The 21,079-nt window shown below is 56.9% G+C and carries 17 protein-coding genes, 1 tRNA gene and 1 pseudogene; 14 read left to right on the top strand and 5 right to left on the bottom strand.

Annotated features, from left to right (window positions below; translation table 11 throughout):
- The first annotated feature begins 820 nt into the window (after positions 1 to 820).
- The 3 genes from PV433_RS08530 (at position 821) to PV433_RS08520 (ending at position 4,894) form a co-directional block, all read left to right on the top strand.
- On the top strand, positions 821 to 2,203 hold the full coding sequence (locus PV433_RS08530; protein ID WP_332071748.1) for a uracil/xanthine transporter: 1,383 nt from the start codon (positions 821 to 823) through the stop codon (positions 2,201 to 2,203).
- A gap of 203 nt (positions 2,204 to 2,406) precedes the next feature.
- On the top strand, positions 2,407 to 2,862 hold the full coding sequence (locus tag PV433_RS08525; protein ID WP_332071747.1) for a hypothetical protein: 456 nt from the start codon (positions 2,407 to 2,409) through the stop codon (positions 2,860 to 2,862).
- 124 nt (positions 2,863 to 2,986) lie between these two features.
- Entirely contained in the window at positions 2,987 to 4,894 is a 1,908-nt protein-coding gene (locus tag PV433_RS08520; RefSeq protein ID WP_332071746.1) for an LTA synthase family protein, read from the top strand.
- 110 nt (positions 4,895 to 5,004) lie between these two features.
- Here the strand turns inward: PV433_RS08520 and PV433_RS08515 are convergent, their stop codons facing one another.
- The 4 genes and pseudogenes from PV433_RS08515 to PV433_RS08500 all read right to left on the bottom strand — a co-directional run.
- Entirely contained in the window at positions 5,005 to 5,313 is a 309-nt protein-coding gene (locus PV433_RS08515; RefSeq protein ID WP_332071745.1) for a hypothetical protein, read from the bottom strand.
- Between the two features lie 55 nt (positions 5,314 to 5,368).
- Positions 5,369 to 5,557 (bottom strand): hypothetical protein, encoded by a 189-nt coding sequence (locus PV433_RS08510; RefSeq protein WP_332071767.1) that lies wholly within the window; start codon positions 5,555 to 5,557, stop codon positions 5,369 to 5,371.
- A gap of 69 nt (positions 5,558 to 5,626) precedes the next feature.
- Positions 5,627 to 7,780 carry a YhgE/Pip domain-containing protein gene (locus PV433_RS08505; RefSeq protein ID WP_332071744.1) on the bottom strand — a complete coding sequence of 718 codons (2,154 nt, stop codon included), beginning with the start codon at positions 7,778 to 7,780 and terminating at the stop codon, positions 5,627 to 5,629.
- Between the two features lie 156 nt (positions 7,781 to 7,936).
- A pseudogene (locus PV433_RS08500) lies at positions 7,937 to 8,653 on the bottom strand (alpha/beta hydrolase); the annotation flags it as partial.
- Here PV433_RS08500 and PV433_RS08495 point away from each other — a divergent pair.
- The 3 genes from PV433_RS08495 (at position 8,619) to PV433_RS08485 (ending at position 9,854) form a co-directional block, all read left to right on the top strand.
- Positions 8,619 to 8,721: transfer RNA gene (locus PV433_RS08495), tRNA-Pro, on the top strand. The pseudogene PV433_RS08500 and the gene PV433_RS08495 sit on opposite strands and share 35 nt — an antisense overlap.
- Positions 8,722 to 9,018: 297 nt before the next feature.
- On the top strand, positions 9,019 to 9,213 hold the full coding sequence (locus tag PV433_RS08490; protein ID WP_190932466.1) for a hypothetical protein: 195 nt from the start codon (positions 9,019 to 9,021) through the stop codon (positions 9,211 to 9,213).
- Positions 9,214 to 9,701: 488 nt separating this feature from the next.
- Positions 9,702 to 9,854, top strand: a complete 153-nt coding sequence (locus PV433_RS08485; protein ID WP_190932464.1) for a sporulation histidine kinase inhibitor Sda — start codon at positions 9,702 to 9,704, stop codon at positions 9,852 to 9,854.
- A gap of 48 nt (positions 9,855 to 9,902) precedes the next feature.
- Here PV433_RS08485 and PV433_RS08480 read toward each other — a convergent pair whose 3' ends face one another.
- The gene (locus PV433_RS08480; RefSeq protein ID WP_332071743.1) at positions 9,903 to 10,796 is read right to left on the bottom strand and encodes an AraC family transcriptional regulator; all 894 of its coding nucleotides are present in this window, start codon (positions 10,794 to 10,796) and stop codon (positions 9,903 to 9,905) included.
- A gap of 252 nt (positions 10,797 to 11,048) precedes the next feature.
- Between PV433_RS08480 and PV433_RS08475 the strand changes: the two genes are divergently transcribed.
- The 8 genes from PV433_RS08475 to PV433_RS08440 all read left to right on the top strand — a co-directional run bounded on the left by PV433_RS08475 (position 11,049) and on the right by PV433_RS08440 (position 21,075).
- Entirely contained in the window at positions 11,049 to 12,248 is a 1,200-nt protein-coding gene (locus tag PV433_RS08475) for a Gfo/Idh/MocA family protein (RefSeq protein ID WP_332071742.1), read from the top strand.
- 243 nt (positions 12,249 to 12,491) lie between these two features.
- On the top strand, positions 12,492 to 12,746 hold the full coding sequence (locus PV433_RS08470; RefSeq protein ID WP_332071741.1) for a hypothetical protein: 255 nt from the start codon (positions 12,492 to 12,494) through the stop codon (positions 12,744 to 12,746).
- Positions 12,734 to 13,627 carry a phosphotransferase gene (locus tag PV433_RS08465; protein WP_332071740.1) on the top strand — a complete coding sequence of 298 codons (894 nt, stop codon included), beginning with the start codon at positions 12,734 to 12,736 and terminating at the stop codon, positions 13,625 to 13,627. Before PV433_RS08470 ends, PV433_RS08465 begins: the two co-directional genes overlap by 13 nt.
- A gap of 937 nt (positions 13,628 to 14,564) precedes the next feature.
- Entirely contained in the window at positions 14,565 to 15,911 is a 1,347-nt protein-coding gene (locus tag PV433_RS08460) for an extracellular solute-binding protein (RefSeq protein WP_332071739.1), read from the top strand.
- 124 nt (positions 15,912 to 16,035) lie between these two features.
- Positions 16,036 to 16,923, top strand: coding sequence for a carbohydrate ABC transporter permease (locus PV433_RS08455; RefSeq protein WP_332071738.1), 888 nt, complete (start codon positions 16,036 to 16,038; stop codon positions 16,921 to 16,923).
- A complete protein-coding gene (locus tag PV433_RS08450; protein ID WP_332071737.1) occupies positions 16,920 to 17,747 on the top strand; it encodes a carbohydrate ABC transporter permease in 828 nt (275 codons plus the stop codon). The genes PV433_RS08455 and PV433_RS08450 overlap by 4 nt, the downstream gene beginning before the upstream one ends.
- A 134-nt stretch (positions 17,748 to 17,881) precedes the next feature.
- A complete protein-coding gene (locus PV433_RS08445; protein ID WP_332071736.1) occupies positions 17,882 to 19,279 on the top strand; it encodes an extracellular solute-binding protein in 1,398 nt (465 codons plus the stop codon).
- Positions 19,276 to 21,075, top strand: a complete 1,800-nt coding sequence (locus tag PV433_RS08440; RefSeq protein ID WP_332071735.1) for a cache domain-containing sensor histidine kinase — start codon at positions 19,276 to 19,278, stop codon at positions 21,073 to 21,075. The genes PV433_RS08445 and PV433_RS08440 overlap by 4 nt, the downstream gene beginning before the upstream one ends.
- Positions 21,076 to 21,079 lie beyond the last annotated feature (4 nt).

Here is a 21,079-nt window from a genome sequence, read left to right as displayed (position 1 = left end):
CTACGTTCCTGCAAACCAATGACGCCATTCTCGAACAAATCGGAATGACCTAAAACAATGGAAGCCCTACCTCTCTTCCATCCTTACGATTCCTTGATCGTGCCAGTGTGAATCAGGTACCTACATCGAATCAAACTCTAAGGGTTATGGAATTTGTAATGGCGTGGAGTAGTTTGGAGGTATAGCAATGCGATAACACACACAATTCATTCATCATATCACGAAATAATATAGAAGTCAATCCTCCGAAAATATCATGCGCGCTAGGTCTATTTGTTCAGATTTTGTATAGGAACCTGTCCTACACTGTTGGTTAATCTACACAATAGGGCAGCAAAACCTTATACGCTCTGATGCGATCATGAGGAACAGCCGGTTTTCAGGAGGGTACATAATGGGCAGACGCAGATCGCCGATCATCCGGACATGTCAGTTGGAGGGATGTGCGGAACGGCATTACTCCAAAGGATTTTGCAAAAAGCATTATCACCGCGATCGAAGGCAACAAAGAAAAGAGGAAACGGTCATAACGAAGGAACTTCAGCCGGTCGGCCGGGAGCAACAAGAAAACGCGGACACAGGATGTTGACCCGAAAGCAAAAGGGATGCTAGGATGGGACTTGTCCGTCATTCATTCATCGAATATATCAACAAAGTTGTACATTTACATATAACGAGATCGAATTCGGCGAATCGCCGGAGCCGGAACCGGAGGCGACGACTCCGGTCAAGGCGGACTACCGGCAAGAAGACGGGGAGCACTCGGCGCCGCGCTAACAGGACAGCGGCAACGAGTCAGCGCCAGGGAAAGGAAATCATCATGAATCGCTCCACTTCTGTTCAAACGCTGCTGGGCGGGCTTCAGTGGCTCTTCTTTATGTTTGCCAATACGGTAGTCGTTCCTTTATCTATAGGCGTTGCCTTCGAGCTGTCCGATGGGGAGGTGGCCGCCGCGCTGCAGCGCGCGTTCATCTTGACCGGGGCGGCAAGCGCCCTGCAGGCTCTGTTCGGTCACCGCTATCCTTTGCTGGAAGGCCATTCGGGGATGTGGTGGGGGATGCTGCTCGGCATGGCGGCTTCCGCTCCATCGCTGGGTCTGTCTCTTCCCGAGGTGGGCGGAGCGTTGTCGCTCGGCATTCTCACTTCCGGGATTGTGACGTTTCTGATCGGCGCTACCGGATTCAGCCATATGCTGGCCCGTCTGTTCGGGCCTGTCGTTACGTGCGTTTATTTATTTCTGCTCGCTCTGCAGCTGACGCTGCTGTTCTTCAAGGGCATGCTGGACTACACGCCCGGTCATCCGGTATCGGTGCAAGTGATGCTCTTGTCGCTGCTCGTAGCCGTGCTCGTGATCGTAGTGCAGGCGGGGAAAGGACCGATCCGCAATTATGCGGTACTGCTCGGCATAGCGGTTGGCTGGATCGGTTATTCGCTGTGGCTGGCCTCGCCGGTCACGGTGACAGGCGGCAGCGGGGGCAGTGATGCTGGAACGGGCGAAGCGGCTTCTTCGTTCTTGTCCTTGTTTCCGTGGGGAACGCCGCATCTGTCGTGGGGGATCTTCTTGACGGCGGTGCTGACGGGGCTGCTAAACGCTTCGAACAATCTGGCTGCGATCCGGGGGGCCGACGAGCTGTACGGGCAGAAGGCGGGTCCGGGTCAATTCCGCCGCTCGTTTATGCTGACAGGAGGTTTCACCGTACTGGGCGGAGCGTTCGGCTTGGTCCCGTACGCGCCGTTTACCTCGACGCTGGGCTTTTTGCAGACGACGGGACTGCTGAAGCGGGCGCCGTTCCTTGCGGGATCGGCGATGTTTATCGTCATCGGACTCGTGCCGCCGCTCGGCACCCATCTGTCGGCGATGCCGCTCAGTGTGGCGCAAGCCGTCCTGTTCGTCGCTTACTGGCCGTTGTTCGGTTCCGCGTTGCGGGTGGCGGCGGGACTGCCGCTTACGAACGGGATGGTGCTGCGTATGGCCGGGCCTGTTATTCTCGGCGTATCTTTAATGAACATTCCTGCGGAAGCTTTTTTGAACTTGCCGCCTTTTATCCGGCCGATGGTTGGCAACGGACTGTTGATGGGTGTGCTGGTGGCGGTTATCGCGGAAAATGGCTTCGTCAGAAGCGGCCGTGACGGCAGCAGCGGGGACGGCACCCCGATCCGGCCGAAGGTGACCGATAAACGGAATAATGGAATATCGGAATAATGGAAACGCGCTAGTACAAAAGTCAGAGCTGACTGTGTGCCTTGGAACGGCCGAGTGAATCGCCGGTGCCGGGACCGGACGCAGCGAACGTATAAGCTCTGATCTCGTACCTTGTCCTCGGACAATAGCGCGTTTTTTTGGTGTTTAACGGAGCGGCCAGCCGGGTATTCATAACTAATTACGCCGAAGAGGAGCTGGTGCGCATGAATTGGACAAGCCAAACGAACTGCAGCCGCCTGACGAATAGGAACGATGCTCCGGATACGGAGCATGTGGAGCGGGCTGCGGGTCCGGAGAAAGACACGTACCTCGTCTCCGTCTCGAACTTAAGCGTCGTGCGAACCGGCCCGGGCACAGAGCCTGCCGGTTCCGAATACGAGTTCACGATCGAGGCGACGGAGCAGGAGGCCGGGCGGCTGAGCGAGCTGCTGGAGGTGCAGCGGGCTGACGACTTCAGCACGTTCGTACGGACGCCGATTCCGTACAAGTCGGCCGACCGTGACGAAGCGACGAAGGACTACAACGAGCAGTTGCTCCGGGTTTATTCTTATTTGTATGAGCTGGGCACGCCGAGGACCCGTGACCATATCGAACGAACGGGCCTGCTCGCCAAGCTGAGGCATCCCGACTACTCGCACCCCGGGTACAGAGACCGCTGAGCTCCCTTCTTGCCGCTTCCTCCCGGCCCGTCTTCTGTGTAACTTCCTCCTATACTATTAACGTAAAATTAATATTGGGCCGCTATAATGATAGGGATGCTTTTCAGGTACAGGAGCGGGAGGGATGGAGATGAGGATCGGCGGAGCGGCGCCGGTATGGTGGAGAAGTACGTTTTTCCGCATGTCGCTGCTGCTTTGGATGAAGCTGATTGCACTTCGGTTGTTTATATATGAGAAAATCGACTGGAGCGGCGCCGTGCTGGATATGGCCTCGGTTGTCGTGCTGGCCGGACTGGTGGAGCTGTTCATGCCGCTTCGAGGCAAAAAAGCCGCCTTCTGGTCGCTCAATATCATCGTATCGCTGATCCTGCTGTCGGCGACGCTGTATTACACCCATTTCGGATCAATCGTGACTTATACTTCGTTATACGGCTTGAAGCAGGTGATGCAAGTATCGAGCAGCGTCAAGAAGTCGATGCACCCGGAAAACTTCATCTTTTTTGCGGACATGCTGCTTGCGGCGATCGCCTGGCTGATCTTCAGACGCCGCCGGCTCGAAGTATGGAGCGGGTTATCGCTTCGAAAAGCTTCGATGACGGCCGTTGTCGTCGTCGCGGTAGCGATATCGGCGCTGTCGATCCGCGCCGAAGGGAAAGTCCGCAACGAGATGATCCGGGCGGAGCAGCTCGGATTTTTCAACTACCAGAGCGCCTTTGCCTGGGACAGCTGGGAGAACAGCCGGACGACCCAATTTGCCGATATCGGACAGGCGGCCGGCGTAATCGAGGCGGTGCAATCGAAATTCCCGTATCGCGGGGCCGATGCTGCCGAAGGCGGACAGCCGAAGCTGTTCGGTTCGCAAAAAGGCAAAAACATAATCGTCGTTCAGATGGAATCGATGCAAAACTTCACAATCGGCTACGAAATCGGCGGCCGGCCGCTGACCCCCGTATTGAACGAGCTCGTCCGGGAAAGCTATCATTTTACAAACGTCTATCAGCAGATCGGTCAAGGAAATACGTCCGACGCCGAGTTTATATTCAATACGTCGCTCTACCCGGCCGGCACGATTCCGATGTCAACCGGCTTCGGCAACCGCGAGCTGCCGAGCTTCCCCAAGCTGTTGAAGCAGGAAGGGTATGAGTCCGTGACGTTCCACGTCAACGACGTCCGTTTCTGGGACCGCGACAAGCTGTATCCGGCGCTCGGATTCGACCGTTACTTCGACAAGCCGTTTTTTACCGGCGATCCGTTCAATGCGTTCGGGGCGTCCGACGAAGAGCTGTTCCGCACCGGAATCCGGGAGCTGGCCGAGCTGAACGAACGCGGCGTTCCGTTTTACGCCCAGTTTATAACCGCCTCCAACCATCATCCGTTTGTCGTGCCGGAGGACAGGAACCAACTGCCGCTATCGTTGGAAACCTATCAGGATACGCAGGTCGGCGCTTATTTGCAGTCGGTCCATTATGCGGACTATGCGCTCGGAACGCTCATCGACGGATTGAAGGAAGCGGGACTGTGGGACAGTACGATTCTCGTCCTGTATGGCGATCATTCGGGTCTCAAGCCGCAGTACAACGATCCGGACGAAGTGTCGAGTCAACTCGGCATCCCGTACCACCCGTATGTCACCCGGTTTAACGTTCCGTTTATCGTTCGCGTGCCCGGACAGACCGAAGGAGAGTCGATCGGACAAGCCGGGGGGCAGCTCGATATGATGCCGACGGTGGCGAACCTGCTCGGCATTCCGCTCCAGGAGCGGGGGTACGTTCATTTCGGACAAGATCTGCTGAATATCGAGCGCAACGTGTTCGGGATTCGTTACTTCCTGCCGACGGGCTCGTTCGTCAACGACGATATTCTGTTTATCCCGGGAGAAGGCTTCGCAGACGGTTCGGCCGTTGATCTGGATACGCTGCAGCCGGTAGCCGACTTGACTCCCTACAAGAAGGACTATTATTACGCGCTGGCGTTAATGCAGATGTCCGACGAGTATATGAAGCTGCTGCCGAAGCGGGAAGGCGCGAATTAGCGGCTCGGCCGGATCATCGACCAAGCACAAACAGACCCTTTGGACGGGAAGCGTCAGCTTCCGCCGAAGGGTCTGCATTCGTTTATGCGCAAGTGAGCGGAGGCGAAACTTTACTCCTCCAGCAGCTTAAATCGTTCGAGATGGCTCCATAACCGTTCGCTCCGCAAAATCTCGACCTGCTTGCTTCCCATCAGATCGAAGTGGGGGAACGGCGGCCGATTATGGATATAGCGGGGGTTCAGGCTGTAAGAGACGCACCACTCGATTAAGCGCGCCAGATCGGAGCACCCCACCTTCGTCACCGTACGCACGCCCGGGAAGCGCGGATCGAGCCAATAATGGGTCAGATACGCGATCTCGCCCCTCAATACGGTTTCCTTCCACTCGTTAAGCTGCTCCCTCGTAATTCCGAATGCCATGCCGGATTCACCCTTACCTGTTCCGTAAAAATGCGGTATTCAAGCGGAAAGACAGTCAGCCTTCCGCCGGCGGATACTCTGCTTTGAGCTCCTCCACGCTGCCGTAACGGGCCGTCTCGAACAAAAACTTGGCAGGACCTTTATCGGTACGGTCCTTGATGATATGACCGTAAAATTTGCCTCCGGCGGCAAATACAAACATCGATTTCCCCGGCTCCTCCAAGAGCGGATATTTCTCGACCATCACTCGGAAACACCTCCTGCCTTGATTGTTCTCCGCCGGGAGGCAAATTTCCTGCCTGGCACAGGTGTCCTAGTGGATCAGACGGCTTTCTTTCGCTTTGCGGACAACCCCCGCGCTCACGCGGTTAATCCAGTCCTTCAGCGTAATTCCGATGATCAGGAACAAGGCCGCATAAACGCCGAGCAGGCACAAATCCCGGATCGCGATGTCCCACAGCAAGCCGCCGACCGCTTCCCTCATCAGGCTGATCGCATACGTGAACGGAAGGAACGGATGGATCGCCTGGATAAAGGTCGGTGTCACCTGTACGGGAAACGTACCGCCGGAGCCGGCCAACTGCAGGACGAGCAGGACGATCGCCATCGCCTTGCCGACATTGCCGAACACCGAGACGAGCGTGTAGACGATCAGCATGAATACCGAGCTGGTCACGGCACCGAACAAGACGAACCATACCGGATTCGCCGCATACGTCCCGAGGAAAACCAAGTCTCCGATCGTCACGAGCAGCGACTGCAGCACCGCCAGCGTCCAGAATGTAAGGAACCGTCCGAAATAAACGACATAGCCTTCCTGAGGCACGCCGGATTCGCTCCCCGCCTCGACCGACAGCAGCGACACGAGCAGCAGAGCTCCGACCCACAGCGACAAGGTGGTGAAAAACGGGGACATCGCCGAGCCGTAGTTCGGAATCGGGAATAGCCGGTTTTCATGCAGCACGGCAGGCTCGGCGAAAAACTCGCTTGTTTTGTCCGCATCCTTCCGGAGCAGACCGATCAGATCGTTCAGATTCCCTTCCTGCTCCAGCGCCCGTATCCGGTCCGCCAACCCGTGAATTTTGGCGGCGGCTGCCGGGAGGCTGTCGCTGACCGTCTGGAGCGCATTGCCGCTGGCGGCTAGTACGCTTGCGGCGTCGCTGACGAGCCGGGACACTTCGGGCAAAGCCGCATTCGCTTGCTTCAGCACGTCCAGCGCCGTTTGGGCCGATTCCCTCGTCCGGGTCAGCCCTTGGACAATCTGCGGCATCAGCTCCGTCTCGTAACGGCCCAGCAGCGAGTCCAGCGCTTCGGACGCCTGGCCGGCCCCTTGCTCCAGCTCGCTGAGCAGCGAGTCGTACGATTTGGCGCCAGAGGCGATTGCATCGCGCAGCGAGTCGGTGGTGCGCTGCATTCGCCGGAACGCCTCCTGCGCTTGGCCGAGCTTGTCAGCGGCGCCGCCCAGCGGATTGCCGGCGAGGAAGCCGTTCAGCCGGTTGAAAAGCGACAGCAGCACCTCGGTCGTATCGGCAGCCGCCGCCAGCCGGCGGGACAAACGCTCAAGCCCGAGCTCGGGAAGGGCGGCGGAGGCCGTTCCGTCCCGGAACGACTGCACGAGCAGCTTGGCCGAGTCGGCCGTCGTCTTGAGCAGTTGCAGATCGTTGCCTACATCCGGACCGGCCGCCTGAATCGCTTCCGAGCCCCGCTCCAGGACGGCGCTCAGCCGGTCTGCGAGCAGCACGCCGTCCTGCGCCAGCTGTGCGATGACGGGGAGGCGGCTTTGCACGCCGGCGGCGATCTCTTCCGCCTTGCGGACGTCCCGGGTCATCGCGGCCGCCGCTTTCTCGATCTCCGGAATCATTGCCTCCAGCTTGAACAACGTGTCGCGGACCGTCTCGATCGTCGGCCTGCTGCTCTCCAGCTCGATCCCGATTTCGTTCATGATCCGGAAGATCGTCCCGTTCGCCGTTTTAATAAACTGGTGGTTGACCTGCTGGATAATGCCGCTTGCCCCTTTGCCCGTTATTTTCGGAGAAACGGCATTAACCTTCTCGTTGACGTAATAGACAAGCTCGGCCTTCTGCGGATTGTCTGTTACGATCGTGCCGATCTTCGCGGAGAAATCGTCCGGGATGACGATGCTGGCATAATAATCCCCATGCTGCACCCCACGCATGGCTTTGCCCTCCTTAACGAACACCCACCCGATGGCCGGGTTATTCTTTAGCGATTCGACAATCTCGTCGCCGATGCGGACCGGCTTGCCGCTGATGGCCGCTCCCTGATCGAGATTGGTGACCGCTACGACGAGTCCTCCCGTTTGTCCATACGGGTCCCATGACGCCTCGATGTTGAACCAGGCGTACAGCGAAGGAAGACAGACGAGTCCGAGCACGATGACGGCTGCCGCCCAATTGCGGGCGATGCGGCTAAGATCGGCCGTATAAATTCGGAGAATAGGCAGCATGTCCTCTCACGCCCTTCCAATATGTTCCACTATAGTATGGGTGATCCCGGCGGAAGACATACCGGATCTGCGGACGTTAAACGCCGTCACAAAGAAAAAGCCGCGATCCGCTTGTGGCGAAAACGCAGCTGTTTGGATAGCTGATGATTCCGGGGCTCATAAGACCCGTTCAAAAAAGTCGAGCACTTCCTGCCGCATCTCCGGCGTCTCCTGGTGGCCGACGTCGTAACGGAGCAGCTTCCAGGCGTCCGCGGAGCCGATCGAGCCGTATACGGTCCGCATCTCCTTGTCGATCCGGTCGAGTCCGGCGGCCGGAGTAAGCTGGTCGAGATTGCCTGCCAGACTGAGATGATGTCTGGGCGCGATGAGTCCGTTAATTTGCGAAGCGGTAAAATGGGTGAGCAGGTCGGGCACGTAATAAAATAAGCCGTGCCGGTCCAGACCGCGATCTTCCATCAGTGCATGAAAGTCGGTCAGGCAGCAAATGTCGGCAACCGCCTTGATACGGGTGTCGAGCGCACCGAGCCACCAAGCCATCGTACTGCCCATCGACATGCCGCACGTCCCGATCCGGGAAGCGTCGATCTCCGGACGGGTCACCGCATAATCAACGGCGCGGATGGCGTCGTACAGCATCATGCCGAGCATCGAGCGGCCTTGCCAGAGCATTTCCTTGAACACCGTCGATTCGGAACGTCCGCTTCGTTCCCCGAATACCCAGGAGTCGATCGCGAGCACGGCATACCCCCGCTCCGTCAGCGCTTCCCCATAGCCGGGCTGCTGCATGTAAGGCGCAGGAGCGAGCAGCTCCTCCTTGCCGACCTGGTAAAATCCGCCGTGCGAATGGTGGTACACAATAAGCGGCGATTTCTCCCGCCCGTGCCGCGGCTGCTTCGGAAGCAGCAGGTAGGCGGGAACCGGTTCGATTCCGTTCAGGTCCAGTCTGAGCTTCTCCAGCTTGTACGATCCCCGGTCTTCGGTGTGGACGGTCTCTGAGCTGATCGGGCGGCCCCGGGCCGGCAGCCTGCCGAGCAGCGAGTAAAGCTTGTTGCGGCTGCTCCGCTGTTCTGCGAGAAACGGTTCGAGCGCGTCTGTATCCATCATTCATCCCCCTCCGTTTTCTATTGTACCGGAAATTAGGCGGATCGGAAAACCCGAATGTGTCTTTTTTTGGATGAAAAAGGTATAATGATGCAAATGACAGCGGCAGGCGGATGCTCTGCAGAGGGGGAACCAGGGTGAAAATCAAGATCCATTTGTCGGTAAGCGGCGAGCTGGTAAAGGAAGATGAAGTCGAGATCGAGGATATCAGGCTCGAGGAGCTGACCCAGGAAGAAGTGGAGGCGGCCGCGGAAGCGGTAGTGCGCACCTGGGCAGACCGCAAGCTGAGCATCGTCTGGGAAGTCGCCGATCCGGGCCGGCCGGATACGTGACGGCCGCCGCCGGTTCCGGGGAACCGGCGGACGGATGGTGGCGGCGGCTTTCTTGTTCTGCGTCTGTAAGCATCGTTACCGAGTATGAGAAGCAACGTGCCTCGGGCGTCAACCGGACTTGCAGAATAGGAATGGGAGAATTCGCGCCAAAAGCCTTCGGCCTGCTGACTTCAGCGGAGTCGGGGGCTTTTGTTTTTGGCTGCAACCGTCCGAAAAACGGCCCGGCCTTAAGGCGAAGGACGTGCAAATCTATCACGTAAATCTATCTACTAAATAATTCTATAAAATGTTTTTATAGGGGGACGGCACTGCCAAGCTGTGTATAACTTTATTCACATTATTCGACTCGACCGCCAGACAGCTTTAGACAGTTGTCAACAATGTGCCCACAAGATATCCACAAAAACGTGTGGACAAGGGGGCGGTTGTTCAACAAGATATGCCATGATACGATATAGACAAATAAGGAATGATTTAAGGTGATGTGAATGAAAACGTTAAGCAACGAAGCGCTGATCGACTGTTACTTGAAGGCGACCGAATTGAAGCTCGACCGGGATTTCTTATCGCTGTTACTCGCAGAAATTAAAAGACGCAAACTAAACATTCATTTTTATGGTCAAGAAGCTCAGGCGAACTGAGCTTTTTTGTTTGTTCTCCCGGCGGGGGACGGCGATGGAGCGAGCCGTTTACGGCCCGTTCTCCCCGGACCTGCCTTTGCGGATTTTCTCATTTTTGAATTGCAGCGGACTTACGCCGGTCGATTCCTTGAACACTTTGCCGAAGTAGTGGATGTTGCAAAACCCGGTCTTTTCGGCGATTTCCGTTATCGTCCATTGACCGGTCACGAGCAGGTGTTTGGCAATGTTGATCCGCGTAGCCGTCAAATAATCGGTAAACGTGACGCCGGTCACCTGCTTGAACGTCCGGCTGAAGTGGGAAACGCTCATGTTCGCAATCCGGCTAAGCTCTGCAACCGAGAGCCGCTCGGCGAACCGCTCTTCGATATATTCGAGCACAGGGCGGAGCACGTTCAGATCCGCCTCGACCGGCTGCTGCAACTGCCGCTTGTAATGGCGGAGCATAGCCGTAATCATCCGGTAAATGCACGACTTGATGGCCATCTCATAGCCGATGTCCCGCTCCGAATACTCCGTGTCCGCTGTCCGGATACAGTCCTCAAGTTCCCGCGACAACGGATGCGAGCGGCCGATGAAGCTTTGCTCCCGGCTCGTGCGGACGAACAGATTGTATATTTGTCTCGTCTCAAAACCTTCCAGCAGGTTCGTCACGAACATCCGGTCGAAAATCATCCCCTGAATCCAGGGCTTCTCGCCTTCCCCGGTTATTTGAACCGAATGGATCTGCCTGCTGTTGACATAAATAATGTCACTGGCGTTGGCGTAAAACGATTGATTGTCCAGCGTAACCAGAACCCGTCCACGTACAATCCGGATAAATTCGAGATGCTCGTGCCAATGGGGCGAGACGAGATAGCGGCCTTTGGGAGTCCGTACGTTGCTCATTTTAAACGGAAATCGCTTCCCGACAGAAGGATCGTGCTTCAGCTCCATGGAAATCATCCGGATCATTCCTTCCTTTCGTCCGCACAGTTATCGATTACTATACCAGTATATCATGAGTGGCTGACGAAGCGGCAACAAAGCACGATAGCATCAATAAACAGCATCAGCTTATATAGAACGTCCGGGCCGATCCTTAGTACGATAATAGCGCGGGCGCAGGAAGGATCTCCGATAGGGGAACCACGGTGCCGGCCGTAGGCAGACCTGTACAAGGCAAGGGAGGGAAGCCGCATCACAGCGGCGGATATAATGAAAAACGATAAAATCGGGGTAGGCATTCTGGGAACGGGAAAACGCGGGGTTTATTTCGGCGGCAGCTATTTCGGCAACCACCCGGACTGCGAGATCGTCGGATTATGCGATATTAGCGAGGACAGTCTTGGCTTCGCCCGGGAGAAGCTGGGCGACATTCCGGCGACGACTTCGCTGGAGCGGTTTTTGCAACTGCCGGGTCTGGATGCCGTCATCATCTGCAGCAACGACCACGCCCATGCCGAGCATACGCTCGCTGCGCTTCGGGCGGGCAAGCACGTCTATCTCGAGAAGCCGATGGCGCAGTCGATCGAAGATTGCGACCGGATGGCGGAGGCCGGATATGCCTCGGGACGCGTCTTTATGGTCGGTCTGGAGCTTCGTTACTGCTCGCTGATGGAAGATATGAAGCGGATCATCTCATCGGGGGAAATCGGCGAGATTAAGATTGGAACCGTCATCGACAACGTATCGGTCGGCGGGACCTATTATTATCACGGTCCGAGAAGGCGCAAGGACTATGTGAAAAGCCTTATCCTCGAAAAAGGGACGCACTCCCTCGATCTGACCAACTGGCTGATCGACGCCTCGCCCGTGAAGGTGTACTGCTCCAGCGGGCTGGACGTGTTCGGGGGCAGCGCCGCGAGCGACAAACGGTGCCGGAGCTGCGACGAGACGGCCACGTGCGCTTATTACGTCGATAACCGCAAAGGGCTGGAGATGGATTACGGCGGGGTGAAGCTGAAGGATGACCTGTGCGTATACGCGGAGGAGATCGATACGCATGACAACGGACTGGTGCTGATCGATTACGATAACGGTGCCAGAATCTCGTATATGGAATGTCACTTTACACCCGAATATACGAGGGAGTTCATGTTCACCGGCACCAAGGGCAAGATTACCGGGTTCTACAACAACGAGCAGGATTTTAAAATAACGGTGATGAAGCGCCATTCGAAGGAGGTCCAGACGTATTACCCCGAGCGCCGTTCCGGCGGCCATGGCGGTGGCGACAGCGCCATCGTGCAGACGTTCGTCGATCTGGTGAAAAAAGGAGACCCGGCGATGCCCGGCATATGGGGCGCGCGGGACAGCGCGGCGATCGCCATCGCGGCGGCCGAATCGGCCGAGAGCGGCATGCCGGTCGTCATTCCCTACAACCAGGCGCTGCGCAAAGCCGGTGCCGTCCGGTAGATGGAGCGGGAGATATCGTGTGAGACAGCGAAGGAACTGTCCCAAAAGATTCGCCGCCTTACAGGGGGACATCCCCGTTTCGAACCAATAGGACCTGGCTTCCGATGCATAATGGAGGCCGAGGTCCTTTTTTCTCGAATAGACTCATACGTCCTACAGACAAGGGGCGGGCATCCTCTTCGGTAGCGGGGAAAATAGGTAAGGCCGTTTATTCCGGGCCAGGCAGGGGGAGCATCGGGTACAATGAGGGGCAGGGGGACGTGCGATGATAGTCGGAAGCGGGATCGTAACGGAATCACTGCGAATCATACATCTCTTCACGACATTTCGGCGATTGTAAGCACGTTCAACCGGCAATCGGTCAAAGTGCTGGAAAAAGCGGGCTTCTCCTATGAAGGAAGAAGGACGTTATCCGACGAAGAAGAATATGATACGTTTGCGGCAGCCAGAGCAATTTGGATACGGCCAGAGAAGGAGGAGAAGGGATGGAAGCGGTAAAGCTTACACTTCAGGACCAATGGGGACTTCGGGACGTTCGGATTGCAGGTAAAATCGAATCCAAAGGGAGCCGTTCGATCTACATCGTGGAATGCTGCGAAGGGAAGTTTGCGCTGAAGCAGTTTGCTCCGTCGCTCCCGGAGGCAAGCATCCGGCAGTATACGCATGCTTTATTGCATATGCAAGGGCGCGGACTAAAGCTGTCGCCCTCGATCTGCACGACGATGGGGGCCGAGCTGTATGTCCGGCACGACGACACCTTCCTGTACTTGATGGAGTTCGTCGAGGGGGAGCCGCTTCGGGAAACCCCGGAAGACGAATACGATCTGGGCCAAGCTTCGGCGCTGCTGCATACAATCGCCGACTATCCGCACGAGTCGGGCTTGAACGCCAAGGAGCGGATTGCCGGCATGTACGACAGGTTTCACGATTATCCGTTCAAGCGGGAATACGATCGGATCGTGGACGATTTGCCCGATTTCGAAGCGTACCGGCAATCGTTCATCCATACCGACATCGGGCCTCACAATGCGATGAGGGCGGATGACGGACGTATTGTTTTTCTTGATTTTGACGATGCCGGCTCGGGCTCTCCGCTGATCGATGCAGGATATCCGCTGATCTGCCAGTTCGTCCGTTTTCAGGAGGACGGCTCGATCCGCTTCGATTCGGCGAACGCCAAGGCGTTTTATGCCGGGTATTTGTCGCAGATGACGCTAAGCGAGCGGGAAAAGGAAATCGTCTTCGATGGAGCAGTCTTTATGCAGCTGATGTATATGCCCTGTTACGGCGACGAGGGCGTCCTGCCGATGTGGAAGCTGCTTCAGTATGCTTTGGAGCATAAGGAGGAGCTGCTGGCGTCAATATCCGGCCAGGGTTAGGCCAGGGTCGCCGGTGTCGGGGGATTGTAAGGAAGTCTGTAAGAAGCGCCTTGACCGGGCTTCCTGCAGGCTTTTTTTGTTGGGGCTGGAGACGGGGCGTGCCCCGGGAGCCGCCGGTCCGGCGCGACGTGGCGGGCAAGGGGGACTGAGCAAGCTAGCTTTCTATTGCAGGCAACCGCTGAGCTAGAGGGGGCATGGACGGGCTTGTGCCGGACTGGATTGGGACTGGATTAGGACTGGATTGGAATATGATAGGGACTCTTATTTTCGCCAAATTTTGCAAATCCGGCTGATAGGCTTCAAATAACGGCTGCTAAAGAGGCTGTCGATTCAATGTGGACAACCAAGTGGAAAGGGAAAAGATGACCTTCTGGCGAGTTTTGTCTGGAATCCCCTACCTTACAATCCTTATTCAATCAAGGGATTCCGGACAACCTGTCTGAGCAGAAGAAGGTAACTTTTCACTTGGAACGGCCTGCTAACACTTCTACACATTGAATCGACAGTCTCGCTAAAGGCTCTTATTTTGGCTGAGACCCAATTTCGCGAGGGATAGGAGCTGCAAAAGACTGCTATTGTCCGCTGCTTTGCACCTGTCCGTGCATTCGCTGTTACTCCTGCCGCACTTGCGCCTACGCCTACACTCTTGTTGCTGCCCCCACCGCGCTTGTACCTAAGACTGCACCTTTACTGTTACTCCTGCCCGTGCTCCCGTGGCGGCATAGGAAAACTGTACCGCCCGGCTCCCTATCACAGCTCTGCCCCCTCACCGCAGAGCCCGGAAGTGGCAGTCCGGACCGGCCTCCGCGCATATCCCGGTAGAGATTTTTATCCCCCGATTCGAGAAATGTCCGTCTACTGGAAATTTGGTATCCTTCCTATAATTTGAATTGTAAGCGAATCCAAATTAGACGTTCGAATGAGGAGGTCTCTTCTAATGAAGAAAACGAAAACCGTCTTAACCGCCCTGATGGCGCTCTCGATGGCAGCGACAGCTGCGGCTTGCGGCAGCGGAGGAGCCGATCCGAATGCTCCGGCGACGGGAGCCAAACCGGCCGAGACGGAGAAGCCGAAAGAATTTAAAATGACGCTCCGTCATATCAACGTCCGGGAAACGTCCAAAAACACGCTGGCGCTGCTGCAGGACGTCGTCAAAACGACCGAGTCCCAGGTACCCGGCTTGAAGTTCGAGCTGGACGGAGTGGACGACGTCGTCAACCGTGACCAGAAGCTGAAGGCGGAGATGGCCGCGGGCAATCCGCCCCCGATCTTCAACCTGTTCGGCGGCGACGACACGAGAAACTACGCCAAGGCCGGACGGCTGCTCGATCTGACCCCGATTCTCGCCGAGCTTGGGCTGAAAGACAAGTTTATGAACCTGAGCGAATTTACGGTGGACGGCAAAATTTACGGCTTGCCGGATGCAGGCTTCGTCGAAGGCTTCTTCTATAATACGAAAATGTTCGCGGATGCCGGCGTGAAAGTTCCGAAAACGTGGGATGAATTCATCAAGGTCAACGAGGCGCTGAAGGCGAAAGGATATACGCCGATCGCGATGGGCGGCGGTGGCGGCGACGGCTGGGTCATCAACATGGTGGTGAACACGCTGTTCGTCCGGCTGGGCGGCACGCAAATTCAGGAAAATTTCGCCAAGGGCACGTCGAAATGGACGGACGCTCCGGTCGTCGAAGCGTTTAAGAAGCTCGAGGAGATGAAGCAAAACGGTTATATCGATAAAAACGTAATCGCGATGCGTTATCCGGACGGCCAGGCGAAGTTCTACACCGGCCAAGCGGCGATGCTGTTCGACGGCAGTTGGGCAATCGCTGGCATTACCGGCGACAAGTCGACGATCAAGGACAATGTCAGCTTCTTTAACTTTCCGAGCATGGGCGGCCCCGGCGACGATACGATCAACGGCGGCTTCTCCAACGGCTACGGCTTCTCCAGCAAACTGAACGAAAACGAACTGAAGGCGGTCAAGGCGTTCATCAAAAACTACTTCAACGAAGCGAACCAGCTGCGCGAGCTGAAAAACTCCGGCCGCATCCCGGCGATGAAGCTGGCGGATATCGGAGATACGAAAGGGCTTGTAGCCGATGTGGTGAAAACGCAGGTCGCCGCCAAAAAAGGCGCGTTCCCGGCATTCGACTCGCTTGTGCAGGCGACGGTCAAGAAGACGCTGGAGACGACGATGGAGGAGCTGCTCGGCGGCAAAGTAACGCCGGCCAAAGCGGCCGAGGCGATGCAGAAGGCGCAGGACGAGGCGAACAAAGCGAAATAAATCCGCCAGAAGCGGAGATGCTGCGTTACATCTAACGAAAATAAACAGGCAGCGGCCAAGCCGGGCGCCACAGGATTGCGGTGGCTTCCGGCTCGCCGGCCTATGCCGGATGGAGGAGGCCGCCATGAACAAAGTGCTGCGCAACCCGCTCGCTTACGCGTTGTTTGTCATCCCGGCGCTGGCGCTGTACATGACGTTTTATGTCGTCCCGATGTTCAGCTCGCTGAAATATTCGGCGACGAGCTGGAATGGCATCAACGAAGCGACGTTTAACGGTTTGGACAATTTTATAAAGGCGTTCCGGGACGAAAAGTTTCTGATCGCACTAAAGAACAACATCATCTTCGTATTTTTTTCCGTTTTCATCCAAATTCCGGTTATCGTAGGTTTGTCGATTGTCGTCAGCGGCGTGAGGCGGTTTCTCGATTTTTACAAAACGACGGTGTTTATGCCCAGCGTGCTCTCCACGGCTATCGTAGGGGTCATATGGAAGTTTATTTACCATCCGGATGCCGGACTCATCAACCAGGTGCTGCGCACGGTCGGACTCGAGTCGTGGGCGCTCGGCTGGCTCGGGGAAGAAAATTTCGCGTTCCTTGCCATTCTCGTGACGAACGCTTGGCAGTGGACCGGTTTTTATATCGTGCTTGTGCTCGCGGCCATCTTCGCCATTCCGAAAGAGATGCAGGAGGCCGGAGAGATCGATGGCGCCGTCGGCTGGCGCAAAGCCTGTTACTTGACGATTCCGCTCATCCGTCCGGTCATCCTCGTCATTATGCTGTTGTCGATTACGGGGGCGATGAAGGCGATGGATATCGTAATGATCATGACGTCGGGCGGACCGTTCGGCAGCTCGGAGGTTATGGGCACTTATATGTACAAACAGGCGTACTCGATGTCGCAGTTTGGCTATGCGAACGCGATCTCGATCCTCATATTCCTCTTCACCTGCGTACTGACGCTTATTTTTCACCTGATCACGAGAAGGAGCGAGGAGGTCGAATACGGATGACGCTGCAGCGGACCAAATGGATCTCGCATCTCGTGCTGCTCGTGTACGTCGCTGTCGTGCTGTATCCGCTGCTGTTCGTATTTAACTCGTCGTTCAAAGGCAACTCCGAAATTGTACTCCGACCTTGGAGCTTGCCCGAGACCTTCCAGTGGGATAACTACGTTAACGCCTTTTCGAGCTCGCATATCGGCACTTATTTTCTGAACAGCTTGTACGTCAGCGGACTGTCTACGATCATCGGCATCTTGCTCGCGACAGGGATCGCTTACGCAGTCACCCGGATGAAATTCCCGAACGTCAGCAAGCTCGTGTACGGCGCCCTGCTGCTGTCCCTGCTCATTCCGCCGGTATCTCTGCTGATCCCGCTGTATATTATGATTAAAGACATGGGGCTGTACAATACGCCGTTCGCGCTGCTCGTTCCTTATACGGCGTTCGGGATTCCGCTGTCCGTATTCATCATCGCGGCGTTTCTGAAATCGGTGCCGAAGGAGCTGGAGGAGGCGGGCATCGTGGACGGGCTGACCGTGTACGGCTTGCTGGGCCGGATCGTATTGCCGCTGACGACGCCTACGCTCGTAACGGTGTTTATTCTCAATTTCATGAACCATTGGAACGAATACATTATGGCCAACTTGTTTTTGTCCAGCCAAAGCCTCCGGACGCTTCCCGTGGCGGTTGTGCAATTCATGGACAAATTCAATATGAACTACGGGGCGCTGTGCGCATCGGTGATGATCAGCTGCATTCCGGTAATGATCGTCTATGCCGCTTTGCAGCGTAAAATTATCGAGGGCGTGACGGCCGGCAGCGTCAAAGGGTAGAGGCGCCGGGAGGCTGTCTGTTTACCCGTTCACCGGCTCTTTCGGGTTCGCTGACCGCCAGGAGGGGCGGACTGACAACGAGCGGTGAATCGGCTATGATAAAAGGAAAAGAAGCAGCAGGGGGGATCGATCGTATGAACCGGAAAGCGTCCGTCCTGCTGTCCTGCATACTCGGTCTTGCGGTTGTTGGCAGCGCTTGCAGCTTCGAAGGCGGGAGGAAGTCCGGAGAGCAAGCGCAGCCGTTCACGATCTCGCTGCGTCATGTGCAGGTACGCGACGATGCACGGCCGAGGCTGAAGATGCTGGAGGACGTCGCTTCCCGGATGGAAGCGGCCGTTCCCGGCTTAAAGGTGGAGATGGAAGGGCTGGAGGACAAGGTGCACCGCTTCGAGAAGCTGCCCGCCGAGATGGCGGCGGGCGCGCCTCCGAAAATATTCGATCTGTTCGGAGGGGCCGATACGCACAAATACGTGAAGGCGAACCGGCTGCTCGACCTGACGCCGATCTTAGGCGAGCTTGGCTTGAAGGAGCAGTTTTTCAATCTCGATGAATTTACGGTGAATGGTAAAATTTACGGGTTGCCCACGGCCGGCTTCGTCGAAGGAGTTTTCTATAACAAGCGGCTGTTCCGCGAGCTCGGCGCCCGGGTGCCGGCGACATGGGAGGAGCTGCTGGCCGTTGCGGAAAAAGCGCATGCCCAAGGCATCACTCCATTCGCCCTAGCCTCTGCCGACGCCTGGGTGATCAATATGATGATGAATACGATGTGGGTGCGTATGGCGGGAACCGGTTCGGTGCCGGGCTTCGTGGACGGCACGAGAAAATGGAACGATCCGGACGTAGCCGAAGCGTTCAAGCGATATGAGATGCTCGTTCAGAAAGGATATTTTCCCGAGCACAGTCTGGGCTTGAAGTATGCGGATCAGCAGACCGCGTTTCGTCAGGGCGAGGCGGCGATGGTGTTCGACGGCAGCTGGGCGAATTCGGGGCTCGCGGCTCCGGGAAGGTCGGTCGTCGAGGACGATGTCGGCTTTTTTAACTTTCCGAGCATGGGAGGGCCCGGGGACGGGACGATCAACGCCAGCTACTCGAACGGGTACGGCTTCTCCGCCCATCTGAACACCAAGGAGCTGGAGGCCGTAAAAGTGTTTATCCGGATCATGTTCAGCGAGGAGATGCAGAAGCGGCAGCTTGCCGAGGTCGGCATCCTGCCGGCGATGAAGCTGGCCGATCTGTCCGGCGTCCGTCCGATCGTCGGCGAGCTGCTGAAGGCGGCTGACACACGGACGTTTCCGGCGTTCGACTCGATCGTGCAGGCGAAGGTGCGGGAAGTGCTCGAAACGGGGATGCAGGAGCTGATCGGCGGCAAAACGACGGCGGTCCAGCTGCTGGAGCGTGTGCAGCAGGCACAGGACAACGCCAACCGGGAGCTGCATAAACCGGTTCAGGACCGGTACGGCGGCGGCACAGGACCGTCCGCACGTATGGAGACATCCCCGGGTTCGTCAGGCGGAAGCAGGGTGATCGGATGAATCTCCGCAAAAAAGTATTTACAGCGTTTTTAGCTTTTATCGTCGTTCCGTTATTCGTTCTCGGCGTCATCACGTATACCGTCTCCCAGCATATTATTGAGGAAAATTTCGCGGAGCAGTCGGAATTTACGCTGAAGGCGGTCGGACGCAACATTACGTACATGCTCAAGGAAGCGAACTATTTCTCCGAAGCGCATATGCTACAGCAGGACGTTCAGGCGGCGCTCAAGGAGAAGGAGACCGTCGACTGGATCGAGCTGGCCGAGTACAACAGGCTGCTGCAGCGGACGTTTTTGTCGTATCCGCCGGTATATTCCGCCGTGCTGTACAATTTGCGCGGGCAAGGATTCGGCGACGGCAAAATCGGCCACAAGCTCATTTCGTTCGAGGAGCTGATTCGGCATCCCGTCTATGAGGAAGTGAAGCGGCTGAACGGCTTGTCCAAATGGATCGGCCCGCACGAGCTGCCGGAGCTGACGGGAGACGGGCGGCTGTTCACGCAGATCCGGATCGTCAATGATAAATATACGATCGACAACAAGGGCATTCTCGTGCAGCAGTTGCAGTTTCAGGAGCTGGACAAAATTTTCAACTTCTTCGGGACGGGGCCCCGCAAGGAGATCCGGTTTATGATCGTGGACGGCAGCGGCGTCGTGATGGTGGACAATATGAAGCTGCTGGACGGCAGCGTCATCTTCGAGCAGACGGACGGGAAGTTCGACTTGTCGGCGGGATACGACAGCGGGAAGATGACGTTCGGCGGCGTCGAAAGCGTCGTGTCGGTCCATCATCTGGAGCTGCGCGATCTCGGCTCGATGAACTGGACGCTCGTATCGGTGACGCCTTGGGCGGCGCTGTCCGGGACGACGGTGCTGCTGCTGAAATGGATCGCCGCGATTACGGCGTTTTGCCTGCTGTGCGCGCTGCTCTTCAACCTGCTGTTCGTTCACCGGAACATCCGTTTTATTCTCCGCGTCGTCAGCTCGATGAAGCGGGCCGAGATCGGCGATCTCGACATTCGCGTACAGACGAGGGCGACGGACGAGACGGCCGTGCTGGCGCGCGGCTTCAATTCCCTCGTATCGCGGATCGGAGCGCTGCTTGAGGAGGTCAAGCTGGAGCAGCGGCGCAAGACGAAGGCCGAGCTGATGGTGCTGCAGGCGCAGATCAAGCCGCATTTTCTGTTCAACACGCTGGAATCGATCAATGCGCTCGCGGCCCAGAACGAAGGACGCAAAGTGAGCCAGCTCGTGCAGCGGCTCGGTACGATTCTCCGCATCAGCTTCAGCCAGCGGGAGGAAATTCCGATCTCGATGGAGCTGGACCATTTGCGCAACTATTTGCAGATCCAGAGCTACCGGTTCGAGAAGCTGTTCGACTACGAGATCGACGTGCCTGCCGAGCTGGCGTCCTATTCCATCCTGAAGCTGACGCTGCAGCCGCTGGTGGAGAACAGCATCCAGCACGGCTTCGACCGGATGGAGCAGGGCGGCCTGATCCGGGTCCGGGCTGAGGAACAGGGAGACAGCATCGTTTGGTTCGTGGAAGATAACGGGGCGGGGATGGCGGACGGCACGCTGTCGCGTTTCCGCTATAAGACGCCGGAGCCGGTACCCGGCACGGGGAGCGCAGCCGGGTCTGTCAAACCGGACGAAGAGCGGGTCGGCCTCGGCCTGCCGAACGTGGCGGACCGGACCCGGATTCATTACGGCAGCCGGTACGGCTTGTTCATTTGCAGCGAGGAAGGGAAGGGCACGATCATTCGCTTGACGATACCGAAATACGAGGCGGGGTGACAAG

This window comes from Paenibacillus sp. GYB004, from assembly GCF_036577605.1.
Taxonomy (GTDB): domain Bacteria; phylum Bacillota; class Bacilli; order Paenibacillales; family NBRC-103111; genus Paenibacillus_AB; species Paenibacillus_AB oceani.
Note: the sequence above shows the minus strand (reverse complement) of the source record. Positions and strands in the feature narration are given on the sequence as shown.

What these genes read in the sequence shown, in the direction of transcription:
- PV433_RS08530 (WP_332071748.1), top strand. Translation starts at nt 821, where the DNA reads ATGAATCGCTCCACTTCTGTTCAAACGCTGCTGGGCGGGCTTCAGTGG.
- PV433_RS08525 (WP_332071747.1), top strand. Translation starts at nt 2,407, where the DNA reads ATGAATTGGACAAGCCAAACGAACTGCAGCCGCCTGACGAATAGGAAC.
- PV433_RS08520 (WP_332071746.1), top strand. Translation starts at nt 2,987, where the DNA reads ATGGAGATGAGGATCGGCGGAGCGGCGCCGGTATGGTGGAGAAGTACG.
- PV433_RS08515 (WP_332071745.1), bottom strand. Translation starts at nt 5,313, where the DNA reads ATGGCATTCGGAATTACGAGGGAGCAGCTTAACGAGTGGAAGGAAACC.
- PV433_RS08510 (WP_332071767.1), bottom strand. Translation starts at nt 5,557, where the DNA reads ATGGTCGAGAAATATCCGCTCTTGGAGGAGCCGGGGAAATCGATGTTT.
- PV433_RS08505 (WP_332071744.1), bottom strand. Translation starts at nt 7,780, where the DNA reads ATGCTGCCTATTCTCCGAATTTATACGGCCGATCTTAGCCGCATCGCC.
- PV433_RS08485 (WP_190932464.1), top strand. Translation starts at nt 9,702, where the DNA reads ATGAAAACGTTAAGCAACGAAGCGCTGATCGACTGTTACTTGAAGGCG.
- PV433_RS08480 (WP_332071743.1), bottom strand. Translation starts at nt 10,796, where the DNA reads ATGATTTCCATGGAGCTGAAGCACGATCCTTCTGTCGGGAAGCGATTT.
- PV433_RS08475 (WP_332071742.1), top strand. Translation starts at nt 11,049, where the DNA reads ATGAAAAACGATAAAATCGGGGTAGGCATTCTGGGAACGGGAAAACGC.
- PV433_RS08470 (WP_332071741.1), top strand. Translation starts at nt 12,492, where the DNA reads ATGAGGGGCAGGGGGACGTGCGATGATAGTCGGAAGCGGGATCGTAAC.
- PV433_RS08465 (WP_332071740.1), top strand. Translation starts at nt 12,734, where the DNA reads ATGGAAGCGGTAAAGCTTACACTTCAGGACCAATGGGGACTTCGGGAC.
- PV433_RS08460 (WP_332071739.1), top strand. Translation starts at nt 14,565, where the DNA reads ATGAAGAAAACGAAAACCGTCTTAACCGCCCTGATGGCGCTCTCGATG.
- PV433_RS08455 (WP_332071738.1), top strand. Translation starts at nt 16,036, where the DNA reads ATGAACAAAGTGCTGCGCAACCCGCTCGCTTACGCGTTGTTTGTCATC.
- PV433_RS08450 (WP_332071737.1), top strand. Translation starts at nt 16,920, where the DNA reads ATGACGCTGCAGCGGACCAAATGGATCTCGCATCTCGTGCTGCTCGTG.
- PV433_RS08445 (WP_332071736.1), top strand. Translation starts at nt 17,882, where the DNA reads ATGAACCGGAAAGCGTCCGTCCTGCTGTCCTGCATACTCGGTCTTGCG.
- PV433_RS08440 (WP_332071735.1), top strand. Translation starts at nt 19,276, where the DNA reads ATGAATCTCCGCAAAAAAGTATTTACAGCGTTTTTAGCTTTTATCGTC.